We start from the raw sequence: 14,215 nt of genomic DNA, 5'->3' as shown, positions 1-14,215 counted from the left end.
GAACAGCACCCACAACTCATCCGGCACCAGCCGCTCAACAATCCCCGCCACAGCCGACAGCCTACCTGTCAGCCCAAATGAGATGAGGTCTAAGGTCACGGCTGCGAACGCGCTGATCAGTGCTCGTTTCAACTTGCAAGCCCTTTCGGTGATCGCCAGGTTCTGGAGCGGTCGCAGTCTAGGGCGTGGGTCCGGGTTGCGGGAATGGTCGACAGCAGGCTGCGCGGCTTTCTTCGGCGCATGCGGGGGCGGAGCCCTTCGTCTGCTGTCCGTTGACCGTTTTCCGAACGCCAAGACGGCGGCTGCATCCGGCAGTCTGGGGGGAGGGGAAGGGGGGCAGGGGAGGGGGCAGGGAAGGGGGCAGGGCAGACTGCAAGTGTCTATTCGGTTGTTTGTCAGCCTGTTTTTCGCCATGCGTGGGGCGTGTACGCGGTGCTGCTCCGCGAGGCGTATTCGATTTGTTCGGGGCGGCACGGCCACCTAAGATCAACTCTGTTGGCGGATCCCGTTTCGGAGGGGAAACGGCGGGATCGCATTCGCTTCTTCGTGAGGCGTTCTATTTCACACTTCCATGGGGGAAATCAAGTCATGAAGCCTGGCCTTTTTCGAGCCTCTGCCGTCGGCGCAGCAGTAGTCGCCTTTTCTGGAATCATCTCCGTTTCGCAGTCCGCCAGCGCCGCAGAGACGTGCACGACCGTCGAGAACAGCCGGATTCAGTCGATGCCCGGTGGCATACCCGAGGCCCAGCTGTACGTACCGACCTGCATCGAGGCGCTGCCCGGCGGCAAGGTCCGGGGGAAGGCGAGCGTCAACTGGAGTTTCATGAACGACGGCCAGTCCGACCTGAGCAGCAAGCGCTTCACCTCGTTCAAGGTGACCGTCAGGCTGAAGGGCCGGGTACCGGGTGGTACCGATGCCGTGGTCACCAGCAAGACCTGTGACGTCACGGCTCGCATCAACACGGCGGCCGCCGGGGATATGGACTGCCTGGCCCCGTCGACCGCACTCGACGCGAAGAAGCAGTGGTCCGGCGACGCGACTGTCGTGTACGACATTGAAGGCGACGCCAAGGGCTCCTTCACCTGGCAGCTCACGAGCTCGCCCTTGATGGGTTAATCGTCCGAGGCGCAGGGCCTTCCGGTGTGGCACGGCGGATGGGAATTCGGCCATGTCGGCGGGGGTCGAGGGTGACGGCCCGGGCGGGGCTGGGAGTGTGGTGCCGGTCGGGGCCGTGAACAATGCTCCGTACCTCTGAGCAGTCCATGTGGCGATGGATTGGACGTCGGGGTTGGAGGAGCCCTGTGCTGCCTTGGCCACGTGGGCGAGCAAGGGCCATGCCTCGGCTTGGGCCAGGAGTACCGCCCAGAGGCCGCAGCAGTCGTCGTCCTCGTCGGTGAGCTGACTGACCGAGCTCGGTTGTGAGGACCTTTTCGAGGCTCGGGAAGAGTTGCTCGCGAGGAATGTTGACGATGGCCCGGCGTGCTTGTCGGGTCCAGGCGGGCCTCATCGCCAGTTCGACGAGTTGCGGCAGCAGGGCGACGTCGGCATGCAATTCCGCAAGGAATGCCAATGCCGCCGCTCGCTGCCGACCGCCGGCCGACAGGGCAGCGCCGAGTGTCTCCGTCTTGCTGGTCGCCTACTGGAAGAACTCTGAGCGCCGACGAGCCAGCTGTTCCTCCGCGTCGACACAGGCTTGCCAGAGATTCTCGTCGAGATCGGGTCCTGGTGAAGTCATCCGGTCATGATGCAGGGCGTCGGGAATGTGGACGATCGAGTATCGAGCGATGGCAGTGGGCGGGGCGGCGGTGGCTGGTTGCCGACCCTTCAAGATCACGGCTGGTGGCTGGTGTGGTGTGGTGTGGTGTGGCGGTGCGCGGGGGCGGATTCGGGTGATGCCGAGGGTGCGGCGTCTTGCCGCGGCTCCTGAGGTGCCGTGTCGTCGTGCCGTGATGGAGTTGGTGGGGAGGCTGGCCTCGGAGGCGGAGGAGGTTTCCGGGCGGTTCCTCGATGCCGGTTGGCGGGCGGCGGGGGATCGGGCCCTGCCTGAGGTGCTGGGGCTGTTGGGGGATCCGGAGCCGTGGGCTCGGCGCGATGCCGCCGGAGGTGGTGGGGGGCTGCGGGAGTGCTGGTGAGCTGGTGCTGCCTTCGATGCTGGAGCGGTGGGAGGTCGAGGAGGATCCGGCGACCCGGCTCGATGTGGTCCTCGCGCTCGGGCAAGCCGTGTACGCCTCCGACGTGCTCGATCTCTTGCGGGGGCTGCTCGATGACCCGGAGCCTCAGGTGCGCCTGGCCGCGGTTCGCGCACTCGCCGTGAGCGAGCCGGGCCTTCCTGAGCGGCGGCTGGAGCTGTTGCCGGAGGCCGTGCGGGATCCCGGTGTCGGGCTGTGGCGCCACACCGCGGCGATGGGCTGCGGGGGTATGGGGGTGTGGGGTGTCCGGGAGCGGACCGCGGCTCTGTTGTGCGGGCCCTGGCCCGGGTAGCCGGGGTGCTGGCCGAGTGGCGCTCCCCCGTCTCCGATCTTCTTCCGTCTGTCGCGGGCCGTTGGGACGACCCTGCCTGCGAGGTACGGTTCCGGGCGGCCGAGTTGCCGGCCTGCCTCGGGACGGCTGCCGCCGCCTACGCCGACGAGGTGGCCGCGCTGCTCGGGGACGACGCGGATGCCGGAGACCGTCGGCGAGGCTGCGTTGTGGGCACTGGCCAGGATGAACGATGCGCGGTGTGTTCCGGGCCTGGTCGGGATGGTGGCGAAGTCCGGTGCGCGGTTCGGGTTCGCGTCGTATTTCGCGTCGGGGAGCATGTGCAGCTGCTGCCGGTGGTCTGCGAGGTGGTCCGTGCGAGCGTGGACCAGCAGGTGGTGCGTCGTTTCTGTCAGGTGCTCGCCGGGTGGGGTCCTGCGGCGGAGGCAGCGGTGCCGATGCTGCTCGGTCTTCTGGAGGACGACCTGAACTGGGAGGGGGCGGCAGGGCCCGGGAGCTGCTGCTCTGGAGACACTCGAGCGGGCATCGGCTCAGGGAAGTATTCCGCGTCCTGCCTTGAGCAGGCTCGCGGGGCTCGGCCCGCCCGCCGATCGCTTCGCGGGCGGCTCCGGGCTGGGCCCTGCGGCGTGGCCCGCCGCCCGGCTTCTGCACGCCGTGCCCCGCCAAGACCGGCGGCTGCGCAGCAGCGACGCCTGGCGGGGCTTCACCCAGGACCAGGAGATTCGCGCTGCCGTGGACGAACTGCTCGCGGTCTGCGAGTGAACGGTCGGGGACTCTGGCCGGCCGAGCAGCCCACAGCGCCGCCGACGGGCAGGCTCTCCCACTCCGGCACGGCGTCACAGCGGGCGTTCAGCGGGGGGCCAGGGAGATGGCCGTCAGGGAGGCGGCCAGGCCGAGGTGGGACAGGGTGAGGAAGGCCCATTGCAGGGTGTCCATGCGCCATCGGCCGTGGGCCAGCAGGCGCCACTCGTAGGCCGCGGAGCAGATGGTGAGGAGCAGGAGCGGTGCCCACAGCAAGGCCCACCAGGACCAGACTTCGGCGAGGCGGAGGGCGGCGCCGGCCAGTCCGGACAGGAGCAGCGGCACGGACCAGCCGGGCTTCTGCTGCTCGGTAGCGGCCTGCGGTGGTGGGGGTGGGGATGGGGGCGCTGGCATGTCATGTCCTCTGGTTCGCGGGCATCGGGCGGACCGTTCGGCGCGTGTAGGGGGAACGTAGCGCAGCCTTCTGATCGTTCCCGTGGGGTTCCGGCGACGTTTTTGCGTGGGTGCCGGTGCGGTCGTCGTGGTGGTGGAGGAGGCGGGGGGCTCCGGGGGCGGGAGTTTGGGCGTACGGTGCTGGTGTGATCACGACTGCACCGGGGACCGCGTTGTTGCTCGCCGCCGCGCCGGCGGGCAAGGGGCGGCTGATCGACGCCACACGCGTCCTGCCCACGCTGGCGGCCTGCCCGTCCGCGTCGCTGACCGGGACTGCCGCCGGGACCATCGTCGAACTCGCCGATCCGGTCGACCAGCAGACGGTACTCACCCGTATCCGGGCCGCCGCGGCCGCGCCGGGTCCGTTGACGCTGATCCTCGCGGGTCAGCTCCAGCTCGACACCAAGCAGTACGGGATCCATCTGGCCCTCGCCCGGGCGACGCCGTCCACCCTGCGGTACACGGGGCTTCCCTGGGCCTGGCTGGTCAGTGAGCTCAAGCCGCGGCGGGCGGGGAGCACGACCGTGCTGGTCGATCTGGTGGCGGCGCCCGATACCTGGCAGAGCGTGCGGGCGGGGGGTCTCGTGCTGGGCGATGGGATATCGCTCTACGGCCGTGTCGCTCCTTCGCTGCCCCGGCACCGGGTGGCGGCCCCGGCGTATCTGCAGGCCGTGGCCGGTATGTGGAGGAGCGGGCTGACCCCGTCGCCGGCCGAGCTGCATGCGCAGGCCGCCGCCCAGGTCGGGTCCGGGGAGGAGCTTTTCCTGGCGAGGGGGGCGGTGGAGGACGTCGTGCCGACTGCCGGTGGTTCTTCCGGTGCTGTTGAGGTGGGTGGGGATCCCCTGCCGGGCATCCTCGCCGCCGCGTGGGCTGGGGAGCACGAGCGGGCGGCGGCGCTCGCGGTGGAGTGGGAGGGCCGGGCGGCGCGGACGTACGGCGCGGGGTCGGTCCAGGCGATCCACTGGCTCGAGGTCCGTGCCGACCTCGCGCACCTCGCCGGTGACGCCGCGCGCAGCTGCGAGCTGTGGATGGCGGCGGGCGAGGCCCGGCTCACCCGGCACCAGCCGCCGGACGCCCCGGAGGTGGAGGCCGCCGTGGACCGTGCGCACCACCAGTGGCAGTCCGTCCGGGCCCCCGAGCGGGCACGGGCGCTGGGGCCGCGGCTGGTTTCCCTGCGCTGCCGGGTTCCGGGGCAGCGGCCGGGAGCGACGGACGCCGCTCGGCGGCGGCTCGAGTTGCTGCACGGCCTGCCCCAGGCGGCGGCCGGAGGCTGGTAAGACCGCCGGCCGTCCGCCCCGGACGATGGGGGCCGGGCCGGGCAGCCGGCGGCGGAATGCCGTGCGTGGTTGCGCAGCGCGCGGTTCACCTTGTCGCCCCTGACCTCGCGGCGCACGGCTGTGCCGGTCCGGCGTGCCGGGTGCCACGGCGGTGTCCGGCGACGGTCCTGTCGTCGTTCCTCGGTTCCCTCGAGGATCGGCGCAGGCGCGGCCGTCGTTGCGGGGCGCGGGAGCCCGGGCCTCGGCCGGGTGGTCAGGTCCAGTGCTGGGCGCAGCGCAGGAGTTCGGTGTGGAGCAGGGATAACCGGTAGTCCTGGAGGGCTCCGTTGCGGACCGCGAGGTAGAGGGTGTTGATGGGTGGTACCTCCGGCTCCAGCAGGGGGACCACTTCGCCCGCCTCCAGGGCCTGGTGGCTCAGGCAGCGCGGGAGGACCGCGAAGCCCGCTCCGGCGGACACGGCGGCGAGGATGCCGCGCAGGTCCGGGATGACCGCCCCCACGTGTACGTCGGGTTCGGTGTCGAAGACGTACCGCCAGTACTGGGTCACCAGCGGCAGGGTCTCCGCGTAGGCGATGAGGGGGACCTTCTCCAGGCGGGAGTCCCCGTACTCCCCGATCCCGCCGGCGAACGCCTCTTGCGCGAACTGCGGGGAGGCGACCAGCACCAGTTCCTCGTCGCACAGCGGGGTCGCCTCGATCCCGCGCCGTCTCGGGCGGATGGTCGAGATGACCATGTCCAGGAAGCCTTCGCCGAGGCGGGACAGCAGTTCGTGGCTGACTCCGGCCTGGATGCGGACGTCGGTGCCGGATGCGACCAGGCCGGCGACGGGCGGGATGACCCGGGTGGAGGCCAGTTCCGCCGTGGCGCCCAGGCGCAGCGGCCGGTCTCCTGCGACGGGTGAGAAGTGGCGGTCGATCGCCGCGTTCAGTTCGACGATGGAGTCGCGTACGTCCTGGGCGAGGATCGTGCCGCGCGGTGTGGGGACCGTTCCCCGTGTGGTGCGTTCGAAGAGTTGGTGGCCGATCTCCAGCTCCATGCTGCGGATCTGCTGTGTCACCGATGGTTGCGACATGCCCAGCTGTCGTGCGGCCTTGGTGATCGATCCGGTGTGGTAGACGGCCATGAACGTCTGAAGCCAAGACAGTTGCATCGAGAAGCCGGCCCCCAGCTTCCGGCTCTGTGCACGGCGCGCCGTTCGGCGTGGTCCGTGCTGCCCCCTCGGCGGGCGGGCGGCCGGTGTTGCCGGTACCCGCCCGCCGAGGCTCTCTCATAGCGCAAACTCGTGCCCCCCGTTCACGGGCCGGTCGCGCAGTACGCTGCGCCGGACCTTCCCCGAGATGGTCAGCGGGAGGCTGTCCGTGAAGTGTACGACCTTGATCATCTTTTCCGGAGGGAGCACGGCGGCCGCGTGTGCGAGGATCGCCCGCGCGCTGGACGCGTCCGGCTCCCAGCCGGGGGCGGGCACCACGAACGCCTTGGGGATGGACAGGCCCTCCTGGTGCGGGACCGGCACGACCGCGGCCTGGGCGACGGCCGGATGGCCGAGGATCGCGGTCTCCAGTTCGAGCGGGGCGATCCGGTGGTCGAAGGACTTGAACATGTCGTCGTCCCGCCCGCGGTAGGAGATCGCCCCCGACCGGGAGGCGGTGACGAGGTCCCCGGTGCGGTACAGGCCCCCGGCGAACGCCCGCGCGGTCCGCTCCTCGTCTCCCAGGTAGCCGGCCATGAGGCCGGCCGGGCGCTCCCGCAGGTCGACGCAGAGCTGTCCCTCCTGCCCGGGCTCGGCGTCCCGGCCGGTGGCCTCGTCGACGACCCGCATCCGGTAGCCGGGCATCGGCCAGCCCATCGCGCCCGGCTCCGGCACCCGGCCGGGCGGGTTGCCCACCTGGCAGGTGGTCTCCGTCTGCCCGTACCCGTCGCGCAGCCGCACCCCCCATGCGGCCCGGACCGCGTCGGCGAGCGACGCCTCCAGGGGCTCGCCCGCCGAGGTGGCTTCCCTGAGCCCGGTCGGGCGGGTGCCGAGGCCGGCCGCCAGCATGCCCCGCCATACCGTCGGCGGGGCGCAGAAGGTGCTCACCCCCGTCTCCCGCAGGGCGGTGAGGATCCGTTCCGGGCGTGGCGCCGGATCCCGGAAGACCACCAGCGAGGCTTCCGCGTTGAACGGTACGAACAGGGAGCTCCAGGCGTGCTTCGCCCAGCCCGGCGCCGAGATGTTCAGGTGGACGTCGCCGGGGCGCAGGCCGTTCCAGTACATGCCCGACAGGTGTCCGACCGGGTAGCTGGTGTGGGTGTGCACCACCATCTTGGGCAGCGACGTCGTGCCGGAGGTGAAGTAGCAGAACAGCGGGTCGTCGGCGCCTGTGGGGGTGTCCGGCTCGAATCCGGCCGGCTGTTGCCGGGACGCCTCGTACGGTACCCATCCGGGAGGCGCCGCCGCGGTGCACAGGGGCGTCCAGGAGCCGGGCACCCCGCGGAACTTGGGTGTGAGTTCCGGTTCGGTGACCACGTGCCGTACCCCGGCGCGGTGGATCCGGTCCGCGAGGTCCTGCGTGGGCGCCGAGGGGTAGGTGGGGACGAGGACCGCGCCCAGTTTGATCCCGGCGAGGATCGTCTCCCACAGCGCGACGCCGTTGTCCAGGCACACCAGCAGCCGTTCGCCGCGGCGGACGCCGTTCGTGCGCAGCCAGGACGCCACCTGGTCCGAGCGTGCCGCCAGGTCCTGGAAGGAGATGGACTCCTCGCCGTCCGGCCCCAGTACGCGCACCGCGGTGCGCGGGTTGCCGGACGCGATCACGTCGAACCAGTCCAGGGCCCAGTTGAACCGGTCCAGGCGGGGCCAGGAGAACAGGCGGTGGGCGCGGTCGAGGTCGGTGCGGGTCTCCAGCAGGACGTCGCGGGCGGCCCGGAACGCGGCCGTCGCCCCGGTGCCCTCGCCGCTCACGCGGCCCGCTCCTGTTCCTGCTCCAGCAGGCCGACGTCCTGCAGCACGGCTTCGGCGATCGCCGCGGCGTCCTGCCTGAACAGCGTGTTCAGCCCGGGCTTGCCGCTGCCCACCTGGGTGAACCAGCGGGTGTGCTCGGTGGGGATGCCCAGGGCGTACAGGTCGTCGTGCACCGTTCCGTCGGCGGCGACCACCCGGAACGGGGAGCGGGTGATGTTCAGTCCGCCCGTGGGGCGGCTGTCGCCGTGCGGGCCGGTGCGCCGGTACTCGGACACCACCCCCGACGCCAGCATCGACCGGGTCAGCCACGAGGTGTCCCGGCGCAGGTCGGGGGTGGGGATGCGGGCGTCGACCAGGACGGCCGCCCGCCGCCGCGAGCCCGCCACGCGCGGCGACGACACGGTGAACATGCCGGTCTTCTCGCACGTGTCGAAGCGCGTCTCGGGGCCGGCGATCTCGACCGTGCCCTCCTCCACGAGCGCCACCAGCTGCTCGACCCGCTCGACGGGCGGGCCGGCGGACAGCAGCGCGTTGCCGGGGAGGAAGTCGCGTACGAACTCGGTGTCGTGGCTGGCGGGCAGCAACCCGCCGAAGTCCGTGGCCTCCCGCACCACGGCCCGGGTGTCCCGCAGGACGTCCAGGGCGGCCTTCAGCGGGCCCCGGGCGTTCCCGAGGTGCGCCTGCCGCAGGTCCTCCCGCATCACCTCCAGCAGCCGGGCGTGGAACGCCTCGGGGGACGCGAAGCCCTCGCCGGTGAACGGCCGGGCCAGCTTCTCCAGGTCCAGCGGCGGCAGCGGGTCCCTGCCGCCGGCCTCGCGGTGCGTCTGCTGGTGGACGTGTTCGAGCTCCTGGAGGATCAGCGGCAGCACGTGCCGGGAGAACGACAGCTGTTCGTGTCCGTGCGTACGCCTCTGCCGCTCTTTGGCGGCCTCGATCGCCGACTTGGTCAGGAACACCGGCCGGTAGGTGTGGTCGGGGGCCTTCTGGTTCACCCCGCGGGCGGGGATCGGCAGGGAGCTGCGCGACCCGGCGACGATCCTCGGTTCCTGTCCGGACGGCAGGTACACCAGCCGGTCCTCGGTGTTCCGCTTGAACTCGCCGCCGCGTCCGACGGTCAGGGCGAGCATCACGTCGTAGAACGACAGTCCGAGCCCCTTCACCGCCACGGTCGTGCCGGCGGGGATCGTCCGCGTCCCGAGCGGCATGTCGGCGGCCGAATCGCCGTGCAGGTAGTGCACGGCGTCGCGGGTCTCGGCGAAGTCGAGCATGCGCTGCTCGAACGCGTCGGGGGTGTTGACCGGGTGGCCGGTGGCGAGGAGGACCTGGTTGGCGGCGACGAGGAACGGCGCCCGGTCCAGTTCCACCAGCCAGCCGCCCACGGGCCGCCGCTCCAGCCCGGTCACCCTGCGGTGCAGGGGAACCAGTTCCACGTGCGCGGGCAGGCTCCGGCGGACCGTGTGGAACACCGACTTCAGGTAGCGGCCGTAGGTGCGGCGGCTCGCGTAGTCGTCGGGCCCGAGGTCCTCCTCCCCCTCGGTGGCCCGGGCCCACTCGTCCAGGGCCGGGCCGGCGCCGGGCCGCCACGGTCCGCCGTCCGGGACACCGGAGTACATGGTGATCTGCCCGGCCACCGTGTTCATCGTGTACCAGTCGTCCTGGTCGGTGCGCCACACCCGCCCGGCACCGACCTCGGTGTCGTCGACGGCGTAGACGCGGAGCGGCTGGTCCGGGTCGCCGGCGGCGAGCCGGGCGGCCATGGCCTCCAGCACGGAGATGCCGCGCGGCCCGGTTCCGATCACGACAAGGGTGCGCGGCAGGCAACCGGCACGGGTGTTGGTCATCGTCGTCACACCTTCGAAGGAGAGGGGATGAGCGCGGCGCGGCCCGGGCCCCGTTCGAGGACGGGTCCGTCGAAGCGGCGCTGCACGTGGGAGAGCATCGTCAGGAAGCCGCCGGCGGTCAGCCGCCGGGGGCCGGCCGGGGCCACCGCCCGCACGGGCATGGATCCTGCGGACAGCCATTGCAGGCGGCCGCCCGGGTCGACGTAGGCACGGGTCTTCCCGGCGTTGTCGGCGTGCAGGCAGAACGGCACGTCCAGCAGGCCGCGGGAGAAGGCCTTCAGCAGGGCCCGGCCCACGTCGGGGTCGAGTTCGAGGACGCTCTCCACCAGGGTGCGGGCTTCCTCGTAGAGGCCGCTGTCGTCCGCGTCCGCCGCCGTGGCCGGGTCGGCGGCGCGGGCCGCCGCGGCGGCCTCCTCCAGGGCGTGCACGTTGTCGGCGACGGTCGGGATGCGGAACGCCTCCGCCGCGGTCTTCACGATCAGCCGCTCGGTGCCCGTCACCTGCGCCAGGACGGCGCTGGAGCGCAGCAGTTCCCCCGCGCCGGCCGCGGTCTGCGGGAACACGCCCATGTAGGTGTAGAGCACCACGTGCCAGTCCACGCCGTCCAGGTACTCGGAGGCCAGGCGGCGCATCGCCGCGAGCGCTTCGCGGTCCTGGGGGAAGCTGGTCTGCTGCGCGTAGCTGAGGGAGAGGCTGGTCAGCCCGTGCCGGCGGAAGAAGATCCCTTCCAGGACGCTGATCGCGACCAGCAGGCCGGGCGGGCACATCTGTCCGAGCATGCATCCGCCGAAGGACTCCAGGTGCGCGCCCGGCACCCGTTCGGCCAGGAGCTCGCAGCTGCGGGCCCAGGCGTCCACGGCGTCCTTCAGGGGCGTGCGGCTGTACGGGAGGCAGTAGGAGACGGGGCCGCCTTCGGTGGCGTCCAGCCCGGCGTCGGCCAGGGCTTCGACGATCCCCAGGGGCAGCGGCGAACCGTGCCGGACCTGGATGGCGAACCGCGGGTCGTCCAGGGTGTCGATCATCCGGCGGGTGAGCTCCGCGCCGTGGGCGACGAGGGGGTAGCCGTTCAGGTCGCTGCCCTCGGCGAGGGCCTTGCGGGCGGAGGCGTGGTCGCCCACGCGGGTGTAGCTGTCGAGGGTGATGGTGCCGACGGTGGCCGCCCGCGCCCGGCGTACGGCTGCCAGGCCGGCCCGCATGTCGGCCGGCAGCGGCATGCCCATGCGCGGCTGGACCACCAGCTCCCCCCGTGCCGCGGCGGCCGCGACGGCCCCGGCGAACCGTCCCCGGCGCGGTACCGCGGTGCCGGTCATGCGGTGGCCTCCAGCTCGACCGCGTGCGGCGCCGACTCCAGGTAGGTGCGGAACGGCTCGATGCCGGCGGAGTCTTCGAAGACGGCGTCGAACCCGGCGTCCATCAGCCGTTGCCCGAACACCGACGAACCTCGGGTACCGAGCTTCCCGCCGATGACCACCGGCAGCCGGGACAGGTCCGGCTCGGCCCGCAGCGCGGTGATCAGCCGTTCGCCGTCCAGCGCGCCGTGGCCGTTGACGCTGGAGACCACCACCATGTCCGGGCGGTGGCGCCGGCACTCGGCGATCAGCAGGTCGTCCGGGACGCAGGAGCCGATGTTGACGACGTCGTTGCCCATCTCCTCCAGCAGCAGCTGAAGGAAGACGAGGTTCCAGTGTGCGAGTCGGACGAGGTGCTGGAGACCAGCACCCGGGGTTTCCCCGCGTAGGCAGGGTGGCTACCCTTTGCGGTCGAGGGCAGAGCCATGGTTTCACTCCCAAAGCGTGAATCGGACGGTTGTGCCTGTGACAAGGGCTGCGCCCCCGGGACTGTCCAGAGACCCGGGGGCGCAGCCGTTTCCGCAGCCGTACGGGGCGTCAGGCCGCGGGGGCCACCTCGCGGATCGGCTTGCGCGGTGTGCGCGCCTCGGCCGGCTTCGTACGGATCGCGAGCACGGTGCAGCCGGAGGCCGACGACATGCGGTGCTCGGTGCCGGGGCCCTCCACCACCAGGTCGCCCTTGACGTACGAGGTGCCGTCGGAGTGGTCGAGCTGCCCGTCGAGGACCAGCATCAGCTCGTATCCGGTGTGCTCGTGGAAGTCGCCGTGGGCGGTCGGCGGGAACCGCAGCAGCAGGCCCACGGAGTCCTCGCCCTGCTCGGCGTCCGGAGCCCACAGCACGTGGTGCTCGACGCCGATCCGGCCGGGCTCGTCCCATGACGTCCACTCGATGTCCGTCAGCTCGAAGCCGCTGCGGAACACGTTCCTGATGTACTCGATCTCAGCCGACATCGGTTCCTCACTCTCGGGTAGGGGGTTTCAGCGGCCGTCGCGGTGCGTGCCGTTGAAGTAGGTCTGCGCCTCGCGCCACACGTCGCGTGCGAGCTTGCGGCCCTGGGTGTCGGCCACGGTGTGGTCGAACTCCCAGTGCACGCCGCCGTACAGACGGGAGTCGCCGACCTCCTTGGCCGCGGCGCTGAACGTGGGCCACTCCAGGGGGATGTCCTGGGCGGGCATGTTCTTTTCGATCTTCGAGCTGCCCGCCTTGATCAGGCCGCTGCCGCCGAAGGAGTCGGAGCCGGTGTACTGCTTGAGGATCTCCGCGCCGGCGGCGGTGAACCCGGTGTGCCCGGAGCCGTACGCGGCGAACGCGGGGGTCTTCAGGTAGGGCTGCCAGGCGGCGCCGTCGATGGTCTGCGTGCCCTGGTTCGGCCCGGCGTAGCCCTGGATCTTCTGGCCCGCGTACATGTAGCGGATCATCGTGACGGGGCGGCCGTAGTCGTAGGAGACCTTCGTCTGCCAGTCGGCGCGCCCCTCGTCGCCTTCGGCGATGTTCAGCGCGAAGAACATCTTCACGTCCTCGTCGAGGCCGTGCCGGTCGCGGTGGGAGACGAACGCCGCCCACTCCTGCGGGATCGACGAGGACGTGCTCGCGCCGTACTGCCAGTACTCGGCGAGCGCCTTCTCCTTCTCCGTCAGGTTCGCGTTGCGTTCCATCTGCTTGGCGATGGCGGCCAGGGACTCCTTGCTGCCGTACGCCGGCGGCGGGGGCGGGAGGTAGCGGTCCGGGTTCTTGACGAAAAACGGCTTCATCGAGGCGAACTGCGGGGTGAGGAAGTCGTGCACCGTGCCGTTCACCCGCTGCGGCGCCCAGCGGGACGGGTCCACGATCGCCGACTTGTCGAAGGCGGCCACGTCCTGCGGCGGGTTGACCGGTGCGTAGTAGTTCTCGGGCACCGCGTACGGTGGCGTGGCCAGCTGGTTGGAGCCGTCCTCGTGACGGACCTGGGCGATCGCCGCGACGGCCTTGGCCGCGACGTCCGCCGGGGAGCCCCTGTGCGGCGCTGTGGCCTCGGCCGGGTCGTAGCCCAGCGCGGTGAGCTTCGCGTCGAAGGCGGCCTTCTGCCGGGGGAACAGGTCCGTCAGGGCGAGGGCCGCGGCGAACGACACCGCCTCGCGCTTGTTCGCGTACGTCCGCTCCGCACGGGGGCGGCGCAGCCCGTCGCCGAGCTGAGTGCCCACGGCCTTGGCGTCGTAGGCGGCCCACGCGTCGTAGATCGCCTCGTGCACCACGGCGAACGTACGGGCGCCGACGGGGGGCGGGGTCGGGTGCTCCGAGCCGATGTGGTCGACGGTGAGCGCCGTGGATGTCTCCTTGTTCCACTGGAGGACCACGTTCTCCGCGTCGGTCCCCGCGGCGGCGTGCTCGTGGGGGACGGCCGCCTGCGCGGGGAGCGTCACGGCCGTCAGGGCGACGGCGACGGCCGCGGACAGCACCAGGCGGCGGTGCGGGGCGTGCTTGCTCATGATCAGGGGGTCCTTTGCTCTACTCGGCCCAGGCGGAGTTCTTGATGACGTCCACGAAGTTCGGGCGGACGTAGCCGTCGGTGTAGGCGGCGAGCACGTCGGCCTTGACGTTGCCGAAGGTGGTGCCGGGGCGGCGGGTGATCCCGTCGTTGAAGGCCTGGAGGATGTTGTTCTTGAAGTCGGGCCGGGGGTGGGCGGCGACCACGGCGGCCCTGGTCTCCTCCGACACGTCGTGGTAGCCGATGCCGAGGACGTCGAGTTCCACGCCGGCCGTGACGAGGGCGATCTCCGGAGCCATGAGGCCGGGGATCTCCGGGGTCGTGTGCAGGGCGATCGCCTCCCACACGATCCGGGCGCTGTCGGCGTCCACGCCCCGGGCGAGGAGGAACGCGCGGGCCTCGTCCGCGCCGTCGATCTCGAACCGCCGGTCGTTGTCCCGGTAGGGCTCGGTCAGGCCCAGGTCGTGGAACATCGCCCCGACGTAGAGGAGTTCGGGGTCGAAGGAGAGGCCGCGGTTCGCGCCCTGGAGCGCGCCCCACACGAACACGCGGCGGGAGTGGTGGTAGATCAGGTCGTCCGTGGCCTCACGGACCAGCTCGGTCGCCTCCTGGGCGAGCTTGCTGTCGGGAATCTTGATACCGGCGATCTCGCTCATCGATGACCCTTTTC

The 14,215-nt window shown here is 71.4% G+C and carries 13 protein-coding genes; 4 read left to right on the top strand and 9 right to left on the bottom strand.

Translation table 11 applies throughout. The features are described 5' to 3' along the window. The first annotated feature begins 720 nt into the window (after nucleotides 1–720). The 3 genes from ACFVXK_RS11450 to ACFVXK_RS11440 all read left to right on the top strand — a co-directional run bounded on the left by ACFVXK_RS11450 (nucleotide 721) and on the right by ACFVXK_RS11440 (nucleotide 3,240). Nucleotides 721–1,116: a hypothetical protein gene (locus tag ACFVXK_RS11450; RefSeq protein ID WP_389611286.1), complete on the top strand. Its 396-nt coding sequence runs from the start codon at nucleotides 721–723 to the stop codon at nucleotides 1,114–1,116. A 975-nt stretch (nucleotides 1,117–2,091) separates the two neighbouring features. Next, on the top strand, nucleotides 2,092–2,481 hold the full coding sequence (locus ACFVXK_RS11445; RefSeq protein ID WP_389611285.1) for a HEAT repeat domain-containing protein: 390 nt from the start codon (nucleotides 2,092–2,094) through the stop codon (nucleotides 2,479–2,481). Between the two features lie 552 nt (nucleotides 2,482–3,033). Continuing rightward, entirely contained in the window at nucleotides 3,034–3,240 is a 207-nt protein-coding gene (locus ACFVXK_RS11440; RefSeq protein ID WP_389611284.1) for a hypothetical protein, read from the top strand. A gap of 87 nt (nucleotides 3,241–3,327) precedes the next feature. On the opposite strand, the gene ACFVXK_RS11435 is transcribed toward ACFVXK_RS11440, so the two are convergent. Continuing rightward, the gene (locus tag ACFVXK_RS11435) at nucleotides 3,328–3,633 is read right to left on the bottom strand and encodes a hypothetical protein (RefSeq protein WP_389611283.1); all 306 of its coding nucleotides are present in this window, start codon (nucleotides 3,631–3,633) and stop codon (nucleotides 3,328–3,330) included. Nucleotides 3,634–3,818: 185 nt separating this feature from the next. Here ACFVXK_RS11435 and ACFVXK_RS11430 point away from each other — a divergent pair, with 185 nt between their 5' ends. Then, a complete protein-coding gene (locus tag ACFVXK_RS11430; protein WP_389611282.1) occupies nucleotides 3,819–4,949 on the top strand; it encodes a hypothetical protein in 1,131 nt (376 codons plus the stop codon). 253 nt (nucleotides 4,950–5,202) lie between these two features. Here ACFVXK_RS11430 and ACFVXK_RS11425 read toward each other — a convergent pair whose 3' ends face one another. From ACFVXK_RS11425 to ACFVXK_RS11390, 8 genes are all read right to left on the bottom strand, one after another. Continuing rightward, nucleotides 5,203–6,099 carry a LysR family transcriptional regulator gene (locus ACFVXK_RS11425; RefSeq protein ID WP_389611281.1) on the bottom strand — a complete coding sequence of 299 codons (897 nt, stop codon included), beginning with the start codon at nucleotides 6,097–6,099 and terminating at the stop codon, nucleotides 5,203–5,205. A 117-nt stretch (nucleotides 6,100–6,216) separates the two neighbouring features. Continuing rightward, nucleotides 6,217–7,890 (bottom strand): AMP-binding protein, encoded by a 1,674-nt coding sequence (locus ACFVXK_RS11420; RefSeq protein ID WP_389611280.1) that lies wholly within the window; start codon nucleotides 7,888–7,890, stop codon nucleotides 6,217–6,219. Next, nucleotides 7,887–9,731, bottom strand: a complete 1,845-nt coding sequence (locus ACFVXK_RS11415; protein WP_389611279.1) for an FAD/NAD(P)-binding protein — start codon at nucleotides 9,729–9,731, stop codon at nucleotides 7,887–7,889. The genes ACFVXK_RS11420 and ACFVXK_RS11415 overlap by 4 nt, the downstream gene beginning before the upstream one ends. Nucleotides 9,732–9,736: 5 nt before the next feature. Further along, nucleotides 9,737–11,041, bottom strand: a complete 1,305-nt coding sequence (locus ACFVXK_RS11410) for a methylaspartate mutase (RefSeq protein ID WP_389611278.1) — start codon at nucleotides 11,039–11,041, stop codon at nucleotides 9,737–9,739. Further along, a complete protein-coding gene (locus ACFVXK_RS11405; RefSeq protein WP_389611277.1) occupies nucleotides 11,038–11,379 on the bottom strand; it encodes a cobalamin B12-binding domain-containing protein in 342 nt (113 codons plus the stop codon). Before ACFVXK_RS11405 ends, ACFVXK_RS11410 begins: the two co-directional genes overlap by 4 nt. A gap of 238 nt (nucleotides 11,380–11,617) precedes the next feature. Further along, nucleotides 11,618–12,031 carry a cupin domain-containing protein gene (locus tag ACFVXK_RS11400; RefSeq protein WP_389611276.1) on the bottom strand — a complete coding sequence of 138 codons (414 nt, stop codon included), beginning with the start codon at nucleotides 12,029–12,031 and terminating at the stop codon, nucleotides 11,618–11,620. Between the two features lie 27 nt (nucleotides 12,032–12,058). After that, complete coding sequence (locus tag ACFVXK_RS11395; protein WP_389611275.1) at nucleotides 12,059–13,546, bottom strand: vanadium-dependent haloperoxidase; 1,488 nt, start codon at nucleotides 13,544–13,546, stop codon at nucleotides 12,059–12,061. Between the two features lie 19 nt (nucleotides 13,547–13,565). Then, nucleotides 13,566–14,201 (bottom strand): HD domain-containing protein, encoded by a 636-nt coding sequence (locus ACFVXK_RS11390; RefSeq protein WP_389611274.1) that lies wholly within the window; start codon nucleotides 14,199–14,201, stop codon nucleotides 13,566–13,568. Nucleotides 14,202–14,215: the final 14 nt, after the last annotated feature.

It is taken from the genome of Streptomyces sp. NPDC058157 (assembly GCF_042884105.1).
Classification (GTDB): Bacteria; Actinomycetota; Actinomycetes; order Streptomycetales; family Streptomycetaceae; genus Streptomyces.
Note: the sequence above shows the minus strand (reverse complement) of the source record. Positions and strands in the feature narration are given on the sequence as shown.

Excerpts from the sequence above, each read along its gene's own strand:
- ACFVXK_RS11450 (WP_389611286.1), top strand. The coding sequence starts at position 721 with ATGCCCGGTGGCATACCCGAGGCCCAGCTGTACGTACCGACCTGCATC.
- ACFVXK_RS11445 (WP_389611285.1), top strand. The coding sequence starts at position 2,092 with ATGCCGCCGGAGGTGGTGGGGGGCTGCGGGAGTGCTGGTGAGCTGGTG.
- ACFVXK_RS11435 (WP_389611283.1), bottom strand. The coding sequence starts at position 3,633 with ATGCCAGCGCCCCCATCCCCACCCCCACCACCGCAGGCCGCTACCGAG.
- ACFVXK_RS11425 (WP_389611281.1), bottom strand. The coding sequence starts at position 6,099 with ATGCAACTGTCTTGGCTTCAGACGTTCATGGCCGTCTACCACACCGGA.
- ACFVXK_RS11415 (WP_389611279.1), bottom strand. The coding sequence starts at position 9,731 with ATGACCAACACCCGTGCCGGTTGCCTGCCGCGCACCCTTGTCGTGATC.
- ACFVXK_RS11410 (WP_389611278.1), bottom strand. The coding sequence starts at position 11,041 with ATGACCGGCACCGCGGTACCGCGCCGGGGACGGTTCGCCGGGGCCGTC.
- ACFVXK_RS11405 (WP_389611277.1), bottom strand. The coding sequence starts at position 11,379 with ATGGGCAACGACGTCGTCAACATCGGCTCCTGCGTCCCGGACGACCTG.
- ACFVXK_RS11400 (WP_389611276.1), bottom strand. The coding sequence starts at position 12,031 with ATGTCGGCTGAGATCGAGTACATCAGGAACGTGTTCCGCAGCGGCTTC.
- ACFVXK_RS11395 (WP_389611275.1), bottom strand. The coding sequence starts at position 13,546 with ATGAGCAAGCACGCCCCGCACCGCCGCCTGGTGCTGTCCGCGGCCGTC.
- ACFVXK_RS11390 (WP_389611274.1), bottom strand. The coding sequence starts at position 14,201 with ATGAGCGAGATCGCCGGTATCAAGATTCCCGACAGCAAGCTCGCCCAG.